This window comes from Akkermansia massiliensis, assembly GCF_023516715.1.
GTDB lineage: Bacteria > Verrucomicrobiota > Verrucomicrobiia > Verrucomicrobiales > Akkermansiaceae > Akkermansia > Akkermansia massiliensis.
Genome location: NZ_JAMGSI010000001.1, coordinates 681594 through 702845 on the forward strand (window position 1 = coordinate 681594; position 21252 = coordinate 702845).

The following is a 21252-nucleotide window of genomic DNA, read 5'->3' on the forward strand; positions in this document are numbered from 1 at the left end:
GGGGGATTCATGGAGTGCCTTTGGAAATCAAAGAGGACAGAAGGCTTGACTGCATGCTTAAAGATTGTGAAACTTCCTTCTCATTTTTCCGTATTATATCTTTTATGAAAATTTACCGTCCTTCCGACACCTGCTTTGACGAAATGAAGAGCCGGATGAACCGCCGCGCTCTCCCGGAGGATTCCGTAAGGGATACCGTGAACGCTATTATCCAGGACGTTTCCGCGCGCGGGGACGAGGCCCTTTTTGATTATGCCGCCAGGTTTGACAGGGTGCATCTGGATCCTTCCTCCCTGTTCGTGACGGAGGCGGAGCTGGCGGAGGCGGAAGCCGCCGTGGAGGATTCCGTGAAAGAGGCCATTGCCGTCTCCCTGGCCAACATCCATTATTTTTCAGACCGCAGCCGCAGGCAGGACTGGTCCGGCGTGAACGCCCAGGGTGTGGAGGTGGCGGAACGCTTCCTTCCGTATGACCGCGTGGGCATTTATATTCCAGGCGGGAAGGCTCCCCTGGTGTCCACGTCCATCATGACGGGCGGTTTTGCCCAGGCCGCCGGCGTGCGGGAGATTGTGGCCGCTACGCCCTGCGGGCCGGACGGGCGGGTGAATCCCGCTCTTTTATATGCATTGAAGGCTTCCGGCGCTACGGAGATTGTCAAGATAGGCGGAGCGCAGGCGATTGCCGCCCTTGCGCTGGGAACGGAGAGCGTGAAGCCGGTTGAGAAGATTTTCGGCCCCGGCAACCGTTTTGTGGTGGAGGCCAAGCGCCAGCTGGTGGGAGCCGTCGCCATCGACCTGCTCCCCGGACCCAGTGAGGTGATGGTGCTGGCGGATGAGACCGCAGACGCGGAGTTCCTGGCCGCCGACCTGCTGGCGCAGGGGGAACACGGTCCGGACAGCGTGGTGGTGTTCGTTACCACGTCGGAGGCGTTATTGGAACAAGTGGAAGCGGAGGTGGAACGCCAGGCCGCCCTGCTGAGCCGCGGTTCCATCATCCGGGAGGTGCTGGACAAGCACGCTTACGGTTTTCTGGTTTCCTCCATCCAGGAGGGGGTGGACCTGGTGAACGCCTTCGCTCCGGAGCATCTGGTGCTCGTCACGCGGGATGAAGACGCCGTACTGGACGGCATCCGCACGGCGGGCGCCATTTATGCCGGCGCTCTTTCCACGGTGGCCTGCGGGGATTTCCTGGCAGGTCCCAGCCACACCCTGCCGACCGGCGGGGCCGGCAAGTCGTTTTCCGGCCTGCGGGCGGACCAGTTCCAGCGGCGCACCAGCATGGTGCGGATGAACCGGGACGCCGTGCTCAAGTCCGCCCCGTACGTGGCGGAGTTCGCCAGAGTGGAGGGGCTGGACGCCCACAACCACTCCCTCCAGGTCCGCGCCGCCCGCGTTGACCGGTAATTCCAAACTTCCCCCACCCCCATGAAACGACAGCAAGGAACCAAGGAACGATTGCTGGACGCGGCGGAGTGCCTGTTTGCCGAGCACGGCTATACAGGCACTTCCTTGCGCATGATTTCCCAGCAGGCATCCGTCAACATCGCCTCCGCCAATTATTATTTTGGCGGCAAGGAAGGGCTTTGGAAGGCGGTCATGATGAAGTATGCGCCGCAGGCGCGGGATTTCCGGATTTCCATGATGAATGAGGCCATGGAGAAAGGCACGGTGCGGGCGCTGGCCCACGCCTATGTTTACCCTTCCTTCCACGGCCTCCTGCATGTGAAGCTGGAAGAACTGGGCAATTTCCCCCATTACCTGCGCCTGCTGGGCATCTGCCACGTGCAGACTCCGGAGATAGCGGTGGAGTATATCAAGGAGGTGTATTCCCCCATCCGCCGCCGGTTGCATGACTGCATCCGCACCATGTTTCCGGGCGCTTCCACTTACCAGGTTTTCTGGACGGTGCTGGCTATTGAAAGCATCATGATCGGCCTGCTGACCCGTTTGCGGATGATTGTGGAGCTGATGGAGAACAACCGGGTTCCCAAGGGCAGCGTGCAGGATTTGTTTGAGCTGATTGTCCGCCAGGTGGACGGGCTGATCCATTTGTGCGGGCAGCCCTCATAACCGTTTTACTGCCTCCGTACCCCATGTTCAAATCCCTCATCCGCACGTTTGCCATCGTGGCGGCTTTTATTGCGGGGTACATGATGCCCGGTCTGCACGTCTACAGCTGGACGTTCAAGTGGATGCTGATCGTGATGCTGTTTGTGACGTTCCTGGGCATCCGCTTCAAGCGGATGAAGCCGGAGCGCGCGCACTGGCTCCTGGTAGGGGCCAACCTGCTGATCGCCCTGGCCGCGTGGGGCGCGTGCCGCCTCGTTTTCGGAGACGGATACCTGGCGGAGGCCGCTTTCTTCGTGGGCATCATGCCCACGGCCACGGCGGCTCCCGTGGTGATGGGGCTGCTGGGCGGCAGCGTGGAGTTCATGCTGACGGCCCTCCTGCTGCTTAACGGCATTATTTGCGCTCTGCTGCCTTTCATTCTGCCGGCGGTCGTGGGGCAGGGCGGCTTTGAGATTTACCTGAACGTGGCCCAGAATATTTCCCTGGTGATGCTGCTGCCGCTGGTCCTGGCCCTGGCGGCGCGGCGTTTTTATCCGCGGGCCATTGCGTGGCCGCGGAAGCTGAAGGACGTCACCTTCGGCATCTGGGTGGTGATTCTGGTTTTGATCGCGGCGAACGCCTCTTATGATATTTCCTCCCGTGACGGCATTTCGGAGCGCGTGCTGGAACAGATCGGCGCAGTTTCCCTGCTGGTGTGCGGGATCAATTTTGGACTGGGGCATTTGCTGGGGGGGCGTACCCGTGCCGCGGAGTGCAGCCAGGCCCTGGGGCAGAAGAATACCACGCTGTCCATTTACCTGGCGCTGACGTATGCCAGCCCCATCGCCGCGCTGGGGCCTACGTTTTACGTGCTGTGGCATAATTTATGGAATGCCTGGCAGTTGTACCGGGCGTCCGAACGGAAGCGCAGGAACGGCTGACGTAAATTGCCGCGCATGGCCCGGAGAAAAGCGCCCGGCGGAAGGCGGAGAGAAGGGCCGGAAAGTGGGAAAAAGGCAGGAAAAAGCTTTCCCGGGCCGGTCCCGGGGACTGGCGGGGAAACGGTTGTCGTCGGCTGGTTTGTTCGCCTTCAGGTGCAGCGGAGATTTCCTCCCCATGCAAAAAGCTTGAAATTCAGGGAGCGCCGGGTAACGTTATGCATTTGTTATGCAGGCCCCTTCTCCTTTGAAACCCCTGTCTCCGCGCACCAAGTGGCTGATTGCCCTGTGCTTGTGCGCGCTCGTGATGCTGCTGGAGTTCCTGACGTACCATATGGCGTACCGCATCGGTTATGATGAAGGGATGCTGACCACACCGCCGGTGGTGGTGCAGAAGAGCGATGAAAAGGCCATGCAGAATTTATCCCGCTTCATGGCGGATGTTTTCGCTTCACGCGAGAGCTTGGCCGGCATTCTGGACAACCGGGAGGAACGCCTGGCATGGATCAGGGATCCGGAGTTGCGGACGGAGACGGCCTGGGGCCTCACCCGTGAGCTGATCAGCCGGGACGGCGTGGACCGCGCCCTTCCTGCGGCCAGGGAATTGATTGACGCCGGATATGCCTCCGGGCGCTACCGGGTGTGGGCCCCCCGCGCGGACGCCGTGGCCAAGGCCCTTCTGGCGGAGCACCAGTATTCCCCGGCCTACGGTTATTTGAAAACCGCCGTGGAGGGGTATGAGAAGGAGGGAATGGCCGAGCCGCTGGTGCGGGCCCTCCAGACCATGAGTTCCATTGACCAGATGCTGAACAGGAATGAGGAGGCGAACGTGCTGCTCCAGCACGCGGTGGACGCCGCCGCCCATCTGGGGACGGACGCCCTCCCGGTCAGGTCCAGGCTTATGGCCGCCCAGGGCCGGCTGGCGCGCGCCACGGGGCGCATTCCGGAATCGCGCGCCTATTTCAAGAAGGCCCTGGCCCTGTGCCCCCAGCCGGACAAGACGACCGGTGACCTGGCCCTGGCGAGCATCAGCATGGGAGAAGCCATGCTGGAGGCCGGCAGGAAGGATGAGGCGCGGGAATTGTTTTTAAAGGGCCTTACCGGTTCGGAGAACGCCTCCTACTTGTTGAATGACTGCCTTAACGCCCTGCGCGGGCTGGCGCGCATTTCCACGGAGCAGGGGAATTATGAGGAAGCCCTGGCTTATCTTTACCAGGCGGAGGGCGCCGCTCGCGGCGTGCTGCCGGCGGACCATGCATTCTGGGCCGGGCTGTACGATCAGAGGGGGTGGGTGAACATCATGCGCAAGGCCGCTCCGGAAGCCCGCGCGGATTTCCTGAAGGCGATTGCCAACAGCGCGGCTTCCCCCGTCATTTCCGCCCAGTCCCTGGAAGGGCTAGGCAAAGCGTGGCTGGATGCCGGGGAGGGGGACAAGGCCAGAGAAAACCTGCAAAAAGCCCTTCAACTGCGGGAATCCCACTTTGCCTCGGATGTCCTGTCCCTGGGCCGGGTTTATTATTCCCTGGGGCTCGCCAGCGATATGGCGGGGGACCGGGAAAGCGCCCTGCACGCCTATGCCGGAGCAGTGGATTCCCTGCTGAAATGCGGGGAGGGGCCGGAGCGCAGAAGTCTGCTGGTGCAGTCCTATTTGTGCAAGGCATACGCCCTGTGCGACGGAGAGCAGTGGAAGGAGGCCGTGGAAACTTTTGAAGCGGTGCTCCCCATGCTGGAGGGGGAACAGCGGTCGGAGAATTACAAGCAGCTTGGCCGCTGTTACGATGAACTGGGAATGAAGGAAAAGGCGGATGCCTGCTGGAAGGAATCCGGTTTTCCCCGCGTGCGCATGGCCTCTCCCGGGCGCAGGCCGTCCGGGAACGCCAGATCCTCCCGGCGGTAGGCTTCGGGCGGTCCTCGTAAGACGTTGCGAGGTGTTTATTTTGCTTGATTTGTGCCGCCTTTTTGGCTCAATGCCTGCATGAGTTCCGAGCGCCATTTTTCCAACAAGCCCTACCGCCCCTCACGCAAGAAGAAGTCTTATTGGAAGCCGGTTCTCTTTCTGGTGCTGCTGGGGGGGCTCTGGTTCGGCTACATTCAGTACTGGCCCACGATTGAAGGGTGGTTCAAGCCGACCATTCACGAGGTGCACAGCCAGACGCAGGCCATGGGCCATTTGCAGGGCATGCTGGCCTCCTGGAACGGTTCCGACGCGGAGCTGGCGCAGATGGCTTCCTCCGTGGACAAGCAGGTGGAATGGATGAATTCCCCGGAAGCGCGGGATTCCTTTGCGTGGCTGCTGGCGGTGGAAATGGACAGGCGCGGCATGCTGAAGGAGTCCGAACCGATGCTGGCGGCCCTGCTGGAAAAGAAGCTGGCCGATTCCGCCTCCATGCCGGCGGAGGACAGGAACCGCCTGCTGGGCGTCAGCCTGAACTGGGCGCGGGAGTTTGCAGGCCGCAAGCATGACGCCACGGCGGAGAAGCTTTATGAAGTGATTTTGAAAAATACGCCGGAGGAGCAGGTATCCGTCCGTCTGGCATGCCTGGAACCGCTGGCCCACTATGCGTATGACCAGGCCAGGTTTGAGCGTTTTTCCGCGTTGTGCAAGCAGGCCGCCTCCCCTGTCATGAGGAGCATGCTGAAAAAGCCGGAGGACGTGAAGAGCATGGTGAAGATTCTGCTGCTTCAGGATACTCTGCCGGACAAGACTACGGGGCAGCCCGGCGGCACAGGAAGCGCCATTGCCCGGGAACTGCTCACCAAATTCCGCCTGACCGCCAGTCCGGATATGGGCCGAATCATCCTGAACGAGCTGAATATGCCGCTCAATGCGCGCCGTAAGTATTCCCAGGCGGAGCTGAAAGCCATGGCTGACCAGTTGGAAGCCGCCCTGATCTGCTTTCGCGCCGCGGAAACGGAGATGGACTGCACGCCGGAAACGATGCTTGCCCTGGCGCGGGTAAGGATGCAGATGGGGGATTTGAAGGAGGCTTCCCGCCTGCTGTCCCGTGCGGAAGGGACAGCGATGACCCTGGGCGTGGATGCCCCGCGCATTCTGAGCGGTTCCAGCCTAAGCCAGGACATTGAGGCTCTGCGTTCCCAGCTTGAGAAGTACGGCCAGGCGGAGGCCCTGGTGAAACGGGCTTATGAGGACGTGAACATCGCCGCCGCCTTCCTGAAAGCGCGGGATTATGACCAGGCGATGAAATATCTGGACCAGGCGATGAAGGTGGCCCGTGAGAACACCACGTTTGTCCAGGCCCTCCAGCCGGTCATTCTGAATCTTCAGGCTGAGATAAGCGCGGGCAGAGAACAGTGGTCCCTGTCGGAAGCCCAGTATGGAAAGCTGGTTGAAGAATGGGATGCGCTGAGTCCGGAAGACAAGGCGAAGCTCCAGAATAATCTGGCCTCCATCCAGTCCGGAGACCTTTACAACAAAATTCACCGGAGCTGGGCTGACGTGTGTCTCAAGCAGAACCGGACCACGGAGGCCCGGCGGGTGCTGGCGAAGATAGGGGAAGCCCCGGTGGAAGAACCGGAAAAGCCTGCTTCGCGCCGCCGCCGCAGATAATTGAAGCCCTTTTCAGCAGGCTGACCCGCGCCCCCTCCGCGGGAAGCGCCGCGGGCGACAGACGGCGGAAGAATGCCTTGGCAGCGTGCCGCAGGCCTTTGATCGGCTTATCCGGCACAGCCGCATTAGTGCCGGAATTGCTTTGCCGGGCCGCTCTTGGCTTTCCCGGGCGCGGATGGCGGAAAGGGGGCGCTTTGGTACAGATTGCCGCTTTCTCCGCCGCGCATGCTGCGGTATTTCCGCTCTCCGGACGGAGAACGGCTTTTTGATGTGATAGGAGTATGCTCCACCTGTACCGGATGCAACGTTTCCGGTATGATTCAAGGCTCCGGGGAAGCTGAAAAAACAGCTTCCGCAGATTCCTCAGCTGCGGACTTTGGCTTTCTGCCGCACGTGGCCGAGAGCCCTTTTTCCGTGGATCATTTTTTCACGGCGGTCAGCGGCGGACTGACGGCGGGAACGCACGGTATATTTTGCGAAAATTTGGCTAACCGTAAGGTTCCCCTGTTCAAAAAGTGTGAAAATGTTATCTCTCACTCTCATCGCTTCCTGAAGCGCCGCATCAGCGCCCCCGTATTGAGAATCGGAGAAATAACGAGTGAATAAGCGCTTGTTCTTACAGATCGCCAACCGATAGCCTTGAAAGGCTGTCGTTTCGTAAGTGTAGCGGGTGATGTTTTTACAAGGCATATGTACAGAAGTTATGGGACCGGGTAATAGGAGCAGTGACAGGCTTCTATTAGGATAGGTTCCACTTCCTGTAAAATCCAGAAAAAACACAATTTGTTAGATTGAGTGCAAAAAATGCAATGCTAGGCTCTTGTGGACAGCCTATTGCGGTGTGTCATCCCTGACATAAAAACAACCGTCGGAGACACGGACTTTCAATTTTTCTCCTGCATGTACCTGGTTCGTTTGCCGTATGAGCTGCTTATTCTGGTTTTCCACCAGGGCGTATCCGCGGCGCAGCGTTTGCTCCGGGCTGTGAGCTTCCAGCCGGGCTTGAATAAGAGCCAGTTGTGAAGAGAAGTCCGCCATGCGCACGGCGGCCGCATGGGCCAGTCCGGCCTGGAGGGAGGCCAGAAGCTGCGCGCGCTCCCTGTTGCGGTGGGTGGGATGGCGCATTTGTAATTGATGTTCCAGTTTGTTGATATGGAGCGTGTTTTGAAAAATGCGCGTGGCCGCGACATTCAGCAGGGTTTCTTCCATGTCGTCCAGGCGCTGGGCGTAAGGGGAGAGCAGGGAATCCGCATCCAACAGTTTTCCCCGCAGGTAAACATCCAGTTTCAGCTTGGAACGCAACAGGGAATGCCGTGCGGAGGCGTGCAGGGCCTGTTCCATTCTAGCCAGTTTGCGGAGCCATTCCGGACCGTCCGGCGTAGCCAGCTCCGCGGCCGCGGTCGGGGTGGGCGCGCGCAGGTCCGCCACAAAGTCCGCAATGGTGAAGTCCGTATCGTGGCCTACCGCGGAAATCACGGGAACGGTGCATTCGTAAATCGCGCGCGCTACCGTTTCCTCATTGAAGTTCCACAGGTCTTCTATGGAGCCGCCCCCGCGGCCCACAATGAGCACGTCCACGGGCGGCAGGCCGTTGAGAGGGGCTGCGGACCAGGCGCGCACGGCAGCGGCTATTTCATGCTCCGCTCCCGCCCCCTGGACGCGCACGGGCAGCAGGTAGGCTTTCACCCACGGGGCGCGGCGTTCCAGCACATGGCGTATATCCTGGATGACGGCGCCGGTAGGGGAGGTGACGATGCCGATGGCGCGGGGAAAGGCGGGGATGCCCTTTTTGCGTTCAGCGTCAAACAACCCCTCCCGCTGGAGTTTTTCCTTCAGTTCCAGAAAGCGCGCCTGCAGGTCTCCCTGGCCGGCGGCTTTCACCTGCCTGATGACCAGTTGAAGCTGGCCCCGGTCCGGGTACACGGTGGCGCTGCCCAGCACATGGACCTTCATCCCTTCCTGGAGCCGTACGGGGCATTTGGAAGCCGCAGCCTTGAAAAAGGCGCAGAAGATTTCCGCGCCCTGTTCCTTCAGGGTGAAGTAAACGTGGCCGCTGGTATGGTGCTTGACGTTGCTGAGCTCTCCCACCACCCACTGGGTCCCCACGGCAATGCTGACCGTATCCCTCAGGCGGTAAACGAGCTGTTTGACCGTGATGGGCCTGGGAGCGGCAGGCGTTTCCTCCGGGAATTCCATGGGTTATGGTTCAAAGGGAATGTTCAGCGCTTCATAAGCCAGCATCCTGCATTGCTTGATGTCCAGCTTGCCGGAGGGCAGCACCGGAATGTGCTCCACGGGAATGATTTCCTTGGGGCACCACAGGGCCGGGAGCCCCTGGTCAATCAGGCCGTGCCTGATGAGGGTGCGCGCCTGGTGCACGTAGTCCGTCACCAGGGTGGTGAGCAGGGCCACGGCCTCCCCCTTCACGGGGTCCGGAATGGTGACGACGGCTATCCGCCGTTCCTCGTCCGCCGGGTCCAGGTTCCAGATGTTCATGATAGCGGCTTCCAGGGCTTCATGGGGCACCATTTCCCCGCCTATCTTGGAGAAGCGGGAGATGCGGCCTTCAATTTTCAGGAAGCCGAATTCGTCCGCAGAACCGATGTCTCCGGTTTTCAGCCAGCCGTCCACGAAAATGTCGCGGTCGGCTTCCGGACCGCCCAGGTAGCCGGGGAAGATATTCGGCCCCTTCAGCCAGATCATGCCGGAGGTCGTCACGGGTACCACGCGGCCCGTATGCGGGCTGGTGATGCGTACGGCGATGCCGGGAAGCAGAGCGCCCACGGAGCCCTTTTTCATGCCGGGAATGAAGTCTCCGGCGGCGTTGGACGGGGCCGGGTCAATGAAGTTGACGGAGCAGACCGGGGAGGCTTCCGTCAGGCCGTAGCCTTCGCACGGAACGGTGCCGAACTTTTCCCGGAAGGCGGCGGAGAGCTCGTCCGGCAATTTTTCCGCTCCTACGATCAGGTAGCGCACGGTTTTGAAGGTGTCCGGCTCGCAGCGCTTCATGAAACCGCGCAGGAAGGTGGGGGTGGTGACCACCAGGCTGATGCCGTACTGCTTGATGAGGGCGCCCAGGCGCTTGGCCTCCAGCGGGGAGGGGTAGGTGACCATGTCGTACCCGCCGATCATCGGGTACCACAGCCCGATCGTGATGCCGAAGCAGTGGAATACGGGGAGGCTGCCCAGGAATCTGCTTTGCGGCGCCAGCGTGATGCGGGAGGAACACTGGGAGATGTTGGAAAGGATGTTGTGGTGGGTCAGCGGCACGCCTTTCGGTTCTCCGGAGGAGCCGGAGGTGAACATCAGCACGGCTTCATCCGCGCCCGTGGGCGCATCCAGCCCCAGCTTTTTAATCATGAACCCCGCTGTAAGGAATTTGATGGCCACGCCCCAGCGTTTGGCGGAGCCCTTGAGCAGCGGAATCTCCCGCTCCATGAGGATCAGGTCCCGCTGGGGGGGCCACGGGAAGTTCTGGAGCTTGCGCATGAAGGTATCCGCCGTGATGAACCAGTCCACGCCGGATTGCTTCACGGAGCTGGCAAAGGCCCCTTCCGAGGCGGAATAATTGAAATTCACCGGCGTTTTTCCGGCGAACAGGCAGCCCAGGTTGGCGATTGCCGCTCCCTTGCCGGGCGGCAGAATGATGCCTACGCGGCGGTTCGTGGTGATCTTTTTCAGCCGTTTGGCAAAGGCCACGGAGATGGCCAGAAGCTGGCCGTAGGTCAGCGTGGTATCGTCAATGCCGTCGATCACCCGGCAGTCGGAATGAAGCTTTAGGCTGCGGAACAGCAGGGCGGACAGGGAGCCGTGCAGCTGCGGCAGCGTGGCATAGGCCTGGGCGGAGCATTCCAGCCACGCGGAGGTGAGGCGCGCCGCCATTTCCGCCCCGGGAGCCAGCTTGGGGAGAATGTGCACCTGGATATCCGCCTGGGCGTCCGTATCCGCCTCCGCGTCCAGCACGGAGCTGGTGTAAAAGCCCGTGCATACCGGCACGGGGGAAATATGGAGTGCTTCCAGGGCCTTGATCACCCGTGGGGGAATGTGGCTGATGGAGCCTTTCACGTGGGCTACGGGACCGGGCAGGAATACTACCCTTCTGCCCTCGTTGATGCGTTCCATGATGGCGGAACGCAGGGCAATGGGATCGCTGCCGCCGGCCTGGAACAGGATGCCGTCCGCCTTGGTGGATTCCAGATGGGCGGCGGTGGCCGCATCCGGGGGGAGGCTTTCTTCCACCAGGTACGTCATGCGGTCCCTGCCCAGTTCCTTTTCGAACATCAGCAGGGTTTTATGAGATACTTTGTTGAAAATCAGCAGGTCGCCGGAGTCGGATAGATTGGAGGAACCAAAAATGGCCATGGGAAAAGGGGAAAAACTTGCTTGACGTATTCTAGCAACTTGCCGGGCGGGGAGCAAGGAGGAAAGAATACATCCCGCGCTGCTTTTGCTCCCTCCGGACCGGTCCCGGAATTTGTCCCTGGCTCCGGCATGCCTTTTATGGGAAGGATGTTGTTTTTCATGGGACTGACTGGATTTCACGCTTCTGCTCCCGCGGCGGAATTTCCGGAAACAAGCGGTTTCATGATGAAATCCTTAGGAGGTTTTTTACTGTGCCCTTCATGGATGGCTTCCCGGCTGCCTGAAGGCCCTGCATGCAGGGAAAGAAAATGAACGGATTTGAAATCCGGACAAGAAGGGCGTCAGGGAAGTCGTGAGAGTGGTGGAAATGAAATAATTTGTTTATGATCAGATGTTTATTTTAAATTCTGTTGGTTTTGTTTTTTGAATAATGTGGCTAATTTGAATGAGGGCATGGAATAGAATGGAGATAACGGAAATAATTTAAAGCTTTGGAAACGGCACTTCCAGATTGACACCGGATTTCAAATCCGATATTTCATCTACCTAATAGCATGTCTCATTTCTGCTAAAAGACCACGTCTTTCTCAATATATTTATAATTAATTGTTTTCTTTATGAAGCTGCATTTGCCCCTCAATTTGTTGTCCGCTCTTCTTGCCTGCTGCGCTGCGTTGTCCGCCTCTGTTCAGGCTGATCCCCTCACCATTACGACCAACCAGACGTTTGATACGGACGTTACCTGGAATGAGGCTACGACCATCGGCGCCAACGACCTGACGCTGACCATTGAGGCCGGAAAGACGCTTACCCAGGCGGAGGGAGCGTTCAACGTCGGGGACAACAGCCTTACCATTACCGGCGGCGGCGTGTTCAAGATTGAAACGGCGGCTACCGTGAAAGCGGGGAATGGCTCCGGAACCAGGACCCTGACCATTGACAACGCCACGCTGGATTTGAGCTCTCCGGGAGCCAGCCTCAGCATGAAAGGGGATAATTATACGCGCTACAAGGTAACCGTCACCAACGGCGGCGTGCTGCGCGTGGGAGAATATGCCTATGACGGCGCGGGGCTGGGTTCCATGGCCGTCAATACGGGGTACTGGACCTTGAACAACGGGCGCCTGGAGATTACCAAGGAAAGCGACGGAACCTTCGGGAACGGCCTGACAGTCGCCGCGGGCGGCGGCGCCGTGGAGGTGGTGAATGCCGGCAGCACCATGTCCATCACTGCTGACAACACTCATAATATCCAGCTGAACGGCGCCCTGACCATTACCGGAGCAGGGAACATGATCACGGGCAGTGACAATGCATTCCGTGGAACCGGGCGTTTGATCAAGGACGGCTCCGGAACGCTGACCCTGGCCAATTCCTCTTCCTTCACGGGCGGCGTGGAACTGAAAGGGGGCACCCTCATTGTCAGCCATGCCTCCGGAATGGGAACGAACAAGAACCTTTCCGTAACGGGGAATGCGGCCATCGGCGGCATTTCCGCGGGGTACGGCGGGCTTTCCCTGTCCGCGGGAGCGGGCCTGGACGTCTCCGCCGTGGACAGCAATGCCGGCCTGTCCATGACCGGCGGCGTCCTGTCCCTTGGGGGGCAGAATACGATGACCGGCAACCTGAACCTGGGAGCGGCCGTGCGGATTGACGCCACTCACATGACGGTGAACGGCAATCCCCTGCTGGCCCTGAACGGCGCCCTGACGGTGAACGGCAGCCTGCTGCTGGAGAATAGCGACAGCGTGAGCTGGAGCGCGGGCACGTACAATCTGATTAATGCCACGGGCGGCATCACCGGGGATCTGGCCAATACCATTCTGCTGGGGACCGAATACATCGGCAACTGGAGCACGACGGACAATACCCTGAAATTCGTCGTGGCGCAGGTCACGTCGCTGACCTGGACGGGCGGCGGAGACAATACGTGGACGGTGGGAGGAACGGGGAATTCCCCCTGGAATGCGGGATTGTCTTTTGCCAACGGCAACGGAGTCATCTTCGGCGACGTAGCAGGCAATGCACCGCAGACCGTGAACATCGCCGGACAGGTGAATCCAGGCCTGATCGTCGTCAATGCTGAGGCAACCGGTTACACGTGGACGGGGTCCGGTTCCCTGGTGGGAAGCTCCAAGCTGCAGAAGACCGGCAGCGGAACCTTGTCCATCGCCACGGACAACGCCGGTTTTTCCGGAGAAGTCCTGCTGGGCGGCGGCACGGTGGAAATGCAGCATGCCTCCGCGCTGGGCACCGGCAGCATCATCTTTAATGGAGGCGCGCTCAAGTACGGCACGGGCATTACGGCAGACGTCTCCGGCCAGATCAAGACGGATGCGCTGGCTTCCAACTCCATTCTGGTGGACACGAACGGGAATGCCGTAACGTGGGCTTCACTGGCCGGCTGGACGGGGACCGTCACCCGTACGGGAAGCGGCAGCCTCCTGCTGGGGGCCGGCACTTATGGAGGCAAATTGACCAACAGCGGCCCCGGTTCCCTGGTCATTGGCGCGGGGGACTCCACCCTGAACGGGGGAATCAACGGCACCATCACCAAGACGGGTACGGGAACGTTAACGCTGGGCCTTAATTCCTTCAACGCTTCAGGAGGAGGAACGCTGGTTGTGGAACAGGGCACCGTGATGCTTGCGGACGAAACCGGAACATGGAGCTCCAACCTGAACATTACGCTGGGGGAAAATACCGTGATGGACGTAGCGGGCGCCAGAACCAAGGTGACGGGGACGGGTACTCTTACCATGGGGAACGGCTCCACCCTGCATCTGAGGAACGGAAATGCCGCCGGCGCGAATTTCGACATGAAAATCGTCCTGGATGCCGCAGGAGGATTTGCTTTCCTGAATGGAGCCATTTATGGAAATGCCACCGCGGTTTCATCCACCATCACCGGAACGGGCGGCCTTAAAATCATTTCCGATGCCGGGGGGAACAGGTGGGGTTTTAAAACGGGCTGGGTGAAGAATTCCTATGACGGGGATACGGAAATAGCCGGAACGGGCAACCTGGTCAATCTGACGTACAATATCGGGGACGCCTCCATCGTCTCCGGCCAGACCCTGACCCCGTGGGGGCAGGGCAACGTAACGCTGGGCGGCAGTGAGAAAAACGTCACCGTGACGTTCAGCAACTTGAATTCCAATACCGTCACGGGGGGAGTTTCCCTGGACGGGGACATCACCCTGAAAGGGACGAATGCGGCCACGGCGCTGAGCATTTTTAACGGAGCCACCGTGAACGTGAACCTCAACGGCAAGGTATCCGTGGAAACGTCCGGCACGGGAACGGCGGCCATCGCGAGCGGGGACAGCCTCCAGATGCTCGGCGGCCTGGGCGGAACGGGCACGCTGGCTGTCAATACCCGCAACAATGCGGGAGCCCTGACGCTGGGCGGGGACGTCTCCGGTTTTTCCGGAATGCTGAACCTTTCCGGAGCCAACCTTTACCTGAATGCGGATACGGCGCTGGCCGGAACGCTGAACGCCTCCACCGCCAAGGTGACGGCGCTGCGGAAGCAGAACGTGACCGGAACGCTGAACGCCGCTTCACTGGCCGTTGACGGAAGCGCCCTGAGCGCGGACGGAGCGACGCTGACGGTGAGCAACCTGGCGCTGGGCGCGGATGCGGGCGTCAGCCTGGACATTAACGGGAATATCACCGCGGGGACTTATACGCTGGTTTCCTGGGACAACCTGACGGCCGGCAACTTCGCGGATGCGGGGACGATGACCCTGACCGGGGCGCTGGCCAGCCTGTACCAGGGAACCTTCAACGTAAACACCGGGGACAAGACGGTGACCGTTTCCGTCAGCATGGCGGACGGCGTGGTAGTCTGGGACGGCAACCCGATCGGCGCCGTGGACAACACCACAACCTACCTGTTTGACGGTACGCACACGGGAGTGGCGTCCCTGACGGGGGACGTGAATGCCAAGGCCATTTATTTCAACAACGGGGCAGGGCAGGACCTGGAGCTGACCAACAACGGAGGCAAGCTTTCCGGAAACGGCGCCATGACCAAGCTGGGTGAAGGAAAAGTGACCTTCAACAGCTCCAATAACGATTATTCCGGCGCGGTCAACATCAAGGAAGGAACCGTTGCCGTGAAGGCGAACATGGCCCTGGGGACCGGAACGGTGACCGTGGACAGGACGGGACGGCTGGAAATCGGCGTAACGGGCGGAATTGCGGATATTCTGGGAGCCACGATGCCGACGATTAACGGAGGCACGATCGCCTTTGCTTCCGGAGGCGCCAATACGCTTGGAACCAATCTGGCCAACGGCTCCGGCATCAATCTGGAAGTGTCGGGAGCCGGAACGGCCCTGACGGTTTCCACCGCCCAGACGAAAACCGCGCTGACCACGGTGGGCGAGGGCGCGGTCCTGAACCTCGGCAAGAATGGAAACGGAGGAGAGTCCATCCTTTACGGCAACCTGATGGTGAACGGCGGCACGCTGAATACTACGGCGGGCGATCCGTTCGGCTACAATAATAGCGGGAACTTCGGCACGCTGACCCTGAACAACGGCACCTGGAATGTCGGCGGCGGCAATACGACCATGGCCAATACCAGAATGGTGTTCAACAACAGCCGGGTCATTCTGAATATACCCGGCGGGGGATTAAACGGCTTCGACTTGTTCAGCGGCACCAATACCATTGTGACGCAGCAGTCCGCTACCGGAATGAGCGTCTTCTCTGTGGCGGAGGGAGCCCCCTCCACCGGTCAGGCGAATGCCCTGACCCTCCGCGGCGGCACGGTCATCTTTGACATAGCGCGCGGGAATTTTGCGCTGGACGATACTAATACGGCAGATTTGAAGCTGGATGTAATCGTAGCCAAGGAAGGCAACGGCGCCAACCTCGTAAAGCAGGGGAACGGCGTGCTTCAACTGACCAAGGCCAGCGATTATACCAACCAGACCCTGATCAAGGAAGGGACCATCCTGCTGACGGGAGCCGGCTCCCTGGGTTCCGGAGCGGTGACGCTCGGCGGCAATGGAGACGCCTTCCTGACCTATGCGGTGGATGCGGACCAGACGGTGGCCAACGCCATCGGCGGAACGGGTTCCATCACCCAGAAGGGTCCGGGCAAGGTGACGCTCAGCGGCGCCAATACCTATGCCGGCACGACCAATGCGGAAGCCGGAACGCTGGCGGCGGGAAGCGCTACGGCGTTCGGGACCAGCACGGTCTCCATCTCCTCCGGAGCGACGCTGGACATCGGCAATTATGCGGTGAATAACGCGGTCAACGTGAAAGCCGGCACGGCGGATGCGCTCTCCACGGGCGCCATCACCAGCAACGGCGGCTCCATCGGCAGCCTGACGCTGGGCAGCTACTCGCGCCTCAACGTCACCGGAGACATGGCCATGGCTGCGGGCTCCTCCTTCACCTTTGACATGACGGGACTGACGGCGGGAGGAAACGCCCTGGTGACGCTCACCGGCGGACTGACGCTCACCGGAACGCACAACGTCACCCTCAACAACTACGACACGCTCACCGACGCGGGAGACTATTCCCTGCTGACGGTGGGAAGCGGAACGCTCACGCTCGGCTCCTTCAACATCGGAGATCTCATCAATGACGCCCATCCGGAACTGACCTACACGCTGGGACTTTCCGCGGACGGCAAAACGCTTCAGCTCAAGATTGAGTCCTCCGCGAACATGCTCACCTGGAACGGAACGGCGGACGCCGGAACATGGAGCGCGGGCGACGTGAGCAACTGGACCTACGGCGGAAGCGGCTCCGCGCCGGCGACCACGGACGGGCAGCCCCTGCTCTTTGACAACACGGCAGCCAACAAAACCGTGACGATTACGGGAGACGTGGCTCCCTCCTCCATCGTCGTCAGCAACAGCGGCGCGGACAACACCTACACCTTCCAGGGAGACGGGCACATCACGGGCGCCACGACCATCCTGACCAAGAGGGGGGACGGCACCCTGCAAATCCGCAACACGAACACCTACGGAGGCTCCACGTCCCTGGAAGGGGGCATTGTGGACATCAACGGAGACGGAGCGCTGGGAACGGGTTCCATCATCTTCGGCGGCGGCACCCTGCAGGCCTCCGGGAACGTGACGCTGACGCAGACCATGGTGCAGAAAAACGCCGGGGACGCGGTCAAGCTGGCTGCCTCCGGAACCGGCACCACGCTGACGGTGGACACGGCCGGGCAGGACAGCTTCCTGTCCCTCAACTGGAACATCTCCGGGAATGGAGCCGTGGCGCTGGGGAACATCGCCAATACCAAGATTCTCTCCGGAACCGTGACGGTGGCCAGCGGCTCCACCCTCAAGCTCTCCGGAGGCAATGAAATCGCCCTCTCCGGCGTACTCAAAAACATCAGCGGCACGCTCGCCAAGACGGACGGGGGCTCCCTGCTCGTCAAGGCGGCCAACGGCCATGACGCGCTCAACGGCACGCTCTCCAATGCCGGAGGCAGCATCGTCCTCTCCGGCTACGGAGCGGCCACGGCCAACCGCACCGTCACGGTGAACGGCACGCTGAATGCCGACCTCATTGACGTCACGTACGGCGTGACGCTGGACTTGAAGAAAGACCTTGATATCGCCACGCTTCAAATCGGCGGCGGCACCATGGGAAGCAACACGCAAGCCTCCGCGGTCAACGTCAACACGGGCGTCACCCTCACCAGCACCAGCGTCAAGCTGGGCGGGGCCAACGGCCAGGGAGCCCTGGCCGGCAACCTCAACATCAACGGCGGCACGGCCGTCCTGGGCGGCATCAACCTGGAAAACGACTCCAACTCCGGCATCACGCTGGCCGGCAACGGAACCCTCACGCTGGGCGGTGACATCACCGGCGCCTCCGGCACTCTCACCCTGGGAGAAGGCACGCTCAACTCCACGGCGGACTGGAGCGCCTCCCTCAGCGTCCTCCTCAACGCCGCCTCCGGCAAAACCGCCACCGTGGACACTACGGGCGGCAGCATCACCCTCAACGGCGCGCTCAGCGGCACTGGCAGCCTCCTGAAAACCGGCACGGGCACACTCACGCTCGGCAACGCCAGCGCAGGCTACACGGGTACGGTCACGCTCACCTCCGGCACGCTCGCCCTCACGGCGGACGGCTACAAGGGAGCGCTCAACATCACCGGAGGCACCCTCACGGGAGGAAACAACCACAAAGGAACCAAAAACGTTACCGTCAACGCGGCCTCCGGCGTCACTTCCATCTCGCTGGGCGGCCTCTCCGGCTCCTCGCTTAAAACCATCGGCATGACGGACGCCGGAACGGTCATCAGCGGCCTCAACGGCGCCGCCAGCCTGGACAGTGCCAGCCTGGTGGTGGGAACGGGCAACGTCTCCAAAACACAGGACCTGGCCGGAAGCACCTCCATGATCCAATTTGACGCGGACGGCACCCAGCTGGAAATTGAAACCCTCACCCTCACCCTCTCCGCCGACCTCATCAATGCCATGCAGGGCTGGGGAGCGGGCGACCGCACCGCGTGGCTCAACCTCACGAACGGAGCGCTGGGCTACGGCACGGCCGTCTTCAACCCGCTGCTGGAAACCCTCGGCTTTGCCGTCACGGGCATCAACGGCGGCTCCATCGGCATCACCGGTGACGCCACGCAAATCTACGCGGTAGGCAGTGAAGACAAAACCGTCTCCAGCAACTCCGAACTCGACCCGTACCGCGCGGTCATCGTGGACGGCAACCTCGCACTCAACCTCCCGGGCGTGGACGATACGGCTGACGGCCTGACGATTAACAACCTCTCCGGCGCGGCCTCCGGCGTCATCAACATCACCAGCACGAACGACAAGACGGCATCCGTCATCCTGAACAACGAGCTGCTGGGAACAGATCCGAATACGTCCGGTCCCGATACGAAGTACTCCGGAACCATCAACGGCGGCACGGCCAACATTACCAAAACGGGAGAAGGCTCCCTGGAACTCGCCGGAACCCTGAACACCAGCGGCACGCTGGACATGCAGGACGGCAGCCTTATCCTCTCCGGCACGGCGGACCTGGGCTCCATCAGGCTCAACTCCACCAACTCCGGAGACCTTTCCTCCCTGGACATCACTGGAAAAACGCAAGCGGGAACGCTCACGGATGAAGGCAACGGCGGCAACCTCGCCATCGGTAAAAACGGCACGCTCACGCTTACGGGAGCCGGCTCCGAACTTTCCAACAGCACCGTTTCCGGAACCGGCGTGCTCCATGTGGCGGACACCGCCTCCCTCGCGCTCAACGGCACCTCCAAGCTTGACGGCGTGCAGGTGGACCTGGACGGCAGCGGAATGCTGGAACTCGGCAACGCGGCCAACACCATCTCCGGCCTGACGGGAACCGGCGCGCTGAACAACGGGTCTGCCCTGGAAATCACCACCGCCGGGAATGCCTTGTATGAAGGCACCCTCAGCGGGGAAGGCAGCATCACCATGAACGGCACCGGCACGCAGGTTCTGAAGGGGAACGGCGCGATCGGGCAGGCCCTCAGCGTCACCAAGGGCACGCTGGAACTGACGGGAGCGGAAGGCGGCAACGGCTCCGTTACCTATAAGAGCCTCACGGCGGCAAGCGGCGCCCATGTGCGCCTGAGTCCGGTAGGGGAGGGAACCGGAGCGGTCAACACGACGCTCACCGTCGCCAACGGACTCAACCTGCAAAACTCCCATCTGGACCTGGTCATCAACACCAACCGTGACGACCTCTTCTCCAGCCCGGTCATCACCGTGCAGGCCGGAGACGTCAATCTGGACGGAACTACCGTTTCCCTGGGAAGCCTGGGGGACTACGACGATCCGGCGGACCCGACGGCCAACCTCAACTTCACGCTGGTGGACGCGACGGGAGCCGGAACGGTTTCGGCCAACGGAGCCACGGTGGACGCCTCCGGCTACTTTGACTTCTACTACCAGGAATTCGGCATCCGGACGGAAGGCGGCAAGATTGTGGTGACGGGCATGGTCAAGACGGAGAACGCCTTTATGGACGCGGCCAACACGGCCAACTCGGAAGCGGGGGCCAACCTGCTCTGGAACAACCGCGGCAACGCGCCGAAAGGCACGCAGCTCGGTGACCTGAGGGAAGCCGTCAGAAACGACATCCAGTCCGGCAACACCTCCCGGGCGGCACGTTCCATGGCAGCCGCGGCAGGCAGCACGGTCAACGCGCTGGGAACGGCCCAGAAGGACGCCCTGCGCGACCAGATGGGATGGATCCGCAACCGCACCACCCTCATGGGCGTCAACCCCGCCTACGTCAACGAAGACCTCCCCTACTTCCACATGTGGATGGAAGGCACGGGCTCCTACGCCAAACTGGACACCAAGGGAGATGAAAGCGGCTACCAGCTCACCACCTGGGGCGGCACCGTGGGCATGGACGTGGACCTCAGCGACCACTTCACGATGGGAGCGGCCTTCACGGCCAACTACGGCGACCTGACGGCCAGCGCGGCGGACTCTGCGGACGGCCACCTGGACAGCTACTACGCCAACCTCTTCGGGCGCTACCAGAGCAAGCGCTGGGCGCACACATTGATCCTGACGGGTGGGTGGAACGACGCGAAGCTCAACCGCACGGTCAACTACGGGGAAGGCAGCTACAGGACGCAGGGCAACACCAACGGGTGGGGCTTTGGAGCGATGTATGAACTGACCTACGACGTGTACCTCAATGAAGACAAGAGCAGCATCCTGCAGCCCCTGGCCAACGCCTCGGTAGTAACCACGAGAATGGACGGCTACACGGAAACGGGAGCGGGGAACGCGGGCCTGAACGTAGGCAAGCAGGAATGGACGACGGGAACGGTTGCGCTGGGCGGCCGCTGGATGGGGCTCATTGGCAGCAACATCTTCGGGCGAGAAGCGCTGGCTGAGTTCCGGGTGAACGCGGCCCAGGACATGGGCGACCACCGCGGCAAGACGGGCGTAGGCTTCCTGGCCAATCCCGGCTATACGCAGACGGTCAGAGGAGCGAAGGTTGGAACGACGGCGCTGCAAATCGGAGCGGGGCTGAGCGTACCGGTAGGAACGCAGGGAACGGTCTTCATCAACGGGAACGCGGACTTCCGTGACGGAGCCAACTCGGTGAACGGAAGCGTAGGCTACCGGTATGACTTCTAAGGAGAGTTGAAGTTTGAGAGTGGAGAGTTGAGCGGAGACGCTCTGCTCTCCGGACTTCCAGGGCCGTTCCGGCATTGTCCGGAACGGCCCTGCTGCGTCACGGAACATTGCATGCTGTGCGGCGCTTCTGCCGGCATGGTGCAGTAGCGCAGTTGATATCATATAGTGGAATAAATGATGTTAAAATGGATTATTGA

The 21252-nt window shown here is 61.1% G+C and carries 9 protein-coding genes; 6 read left to right on the forward strand and 3 right to left on the reverse strand.

Annotated features, from left to right (window positions below; all coding sequences use genetic code 11):
• Positions 1-104 precede the first annotated feature (104 nt).
• The 5 genes from hisD (at position 105) to M8N44_RS02880 (ending at position 6554) form a co-directional block, all read left to right on the forward strand.
• Complete coding sequence (hisD, locus tag M8N44_RS02860; RefSeq protein WP_102728358.1) at positions 105-1403, forward strand: histidinol dehydrogenase; 1299 nt, start codon at positions 105-107, stop codon at positions 1401-1403.
• A gap of 21 nt (positions 1404-1424) precedes the next feature.
• The gene (locus M8N44_RS02865) at positions 1425-2069 is read left to right on the forward strand and encodes a TetR/AcrR family transcriptional regulator (protein WP_102728359.1); all 645 of its coding nucleotides are present in this window, start codon (positions 1425-1427) and stop codon (positions 2067-2069) included.
• Positions 2070-2092: 23 nt separating this feature from the next.
• Positions 2093-2989, forward strand: a complete 897-nt coding sequence (locus tag M8N44_RS02870) for a bile acid:sodium symporter family protein (protein ID WP_102727485.1) — start codon at positions 2093-2095, stop codon at positions 2987-2989.
• Between the two features lie 226 nt (positions 2990-3215).
• Positions 3216-4883: a tetratricopeptide repeat protein gene (locus tag M8N44_RS02875; protein ID WP_102728360.1), complete on the forward strand. Its 1668-nt coding sequence runs from the start codon at positions 3216-3218 to the stop codon at positions 4881-4883.
• A gap of 78 nt (positions 4884-4961) precedes the next feature.
• Complete coding sequence (locus M8N44_RS02880) at positions 4962-6554, forward strand: tetratricopeptide repeat protein (protein ID WP_102728361.1); 1593 nt, start codon at positions 4962-4964, stop codon at positions 6552-6554.
• A 363-nt stretch (positions 6555-6917) separates the two neighbouring features.
• Here the strand turns inward: M8N44_RS02880 and M8N44_RS02885 are convergent, their stop codons facing one another.
• From M8N44_RS02885 to M8N44_RS02895, 3 genes are all read right to left on the reverse strand, one after another.
• Complete coding sequence (locus M8N44_RS02885; RefSeq protein ID WP_022395994.1) at positions 6918-7244, reverse strand: hypothetical protein; 327 nt, start codon at positions 7242-7244, stop codon at positions 6918-6920.
• 141 nt (positions 7245-7385) lie between these two features.
• Positions 7386-8750 (reverse strand): exodeoxyribonuclease VII large subunit, encoded by a 1365-nt coding sequence (gene xseA / locus M8N44_RS02890; protein WP_102728363.1) that lies wholly within the window; start codon positions 8748-8750, stop codon positions 7386-7388.
• A 3-nt stretch (positions 8751-8753) separates the two neighbouring features.
• Positions 8754-10916: an AMP-binding protein gene (locus tag M8N44_RS02895; protein WP_022395996.1), complete on the reverse strand. Its 2163-nt coding sequence runs from the start codon at positions 10914-10916 to the stop codon at positions 8754-8756.
• Between the two features lie 617 nt (positions 10917-11533).
• Here M8N44_RS02895 and M8N44_RS02900 point away from each other — a divergent pair.
• The gene (locus M8N44_RS02900) at positions 11534-21055 is read left to right on the forward strand and encodes an autotransporter-associated beta strand repeat-containing protein (RefSeq protein ID WP_215709544.1); all 9522 of its coding nucleotides are present in this window, start codon (positions 11534-11536) and stop codon (positions 21053-21055) included.
• The last annotated feature ends 197 nt before the right edge of the window (positions 21056-21252 follow it).

What these genes read in the sequence shown, in the direction of transcription:
- M8N44_RS02870 (WP_102727485.1), top strand. Translation starts at nt 2,093, where the DNA reads ATGTTCAAATCCCTCATCCGCACGTTTGCCATCGTGGCGGCTTTTATT.
- hisD (WP_102728358.1), top strand. Translation starts at nt 105, where the DNA reads ATGAAAATTTACCGTCCTTCCGACACCTGCTTTGACGAAATGAAGAGC.
- M8N44_RS02895 (WP_022395996.1), bottom strand. Translation starts at nt 10,916, where the DNA reads ATGGCCATTTTTGGTTCCTCCAATCTATCCGACTCCGGCGACCTGCTG.
- M8N44_RS02880 (WP_102728361.1), top strand. Translation starts at nt 4,962, where the DNA reads ATGAGTTCCGAGCGCCATTTTTCCAACAAGCCCTACCGCCCCTCACGC.
- M8N44_RS02875 (WP_102728360.1), top strand. Translation starts at nt 3,216, where the DNA reads ATGCAGGCCCCTTCTCCTTTGAAACCCCTGTCTCCGCGCACCAAGTGG.
- M8N44_RS02865 (WP_102728359.1), top strand. Translation starts at nt 1,425, where the DNA reads ATGAAACGACAGCAAGGAACCAAGGAACGATTGCTGGACGCGGCGGAG.
- M8N44_RS02885 (WP_022395994.1), bottom strand. Translation starts at nt 7,244, where the DNA reads ATGCCTTGTAAAAACATCACCCGCTACACTTACGAAACGACAGCCTTT.
- M8N44_RS02900 (WP_215709544.1), top strand. Translation starts at nt 11,534, where the DNA reads ATGAAGCTGCATTTGCCCCTCAATTTGTTGTCCGCTCTTCTTGCCTGC.
- xseA (WP_102728363.1), bottom strand. Translation starts at nt 8,750, where the DNA reads ATGGAATTCCCGGAGGAAACGCCTGCCGCTCCCAGGCCCATCACGGTC.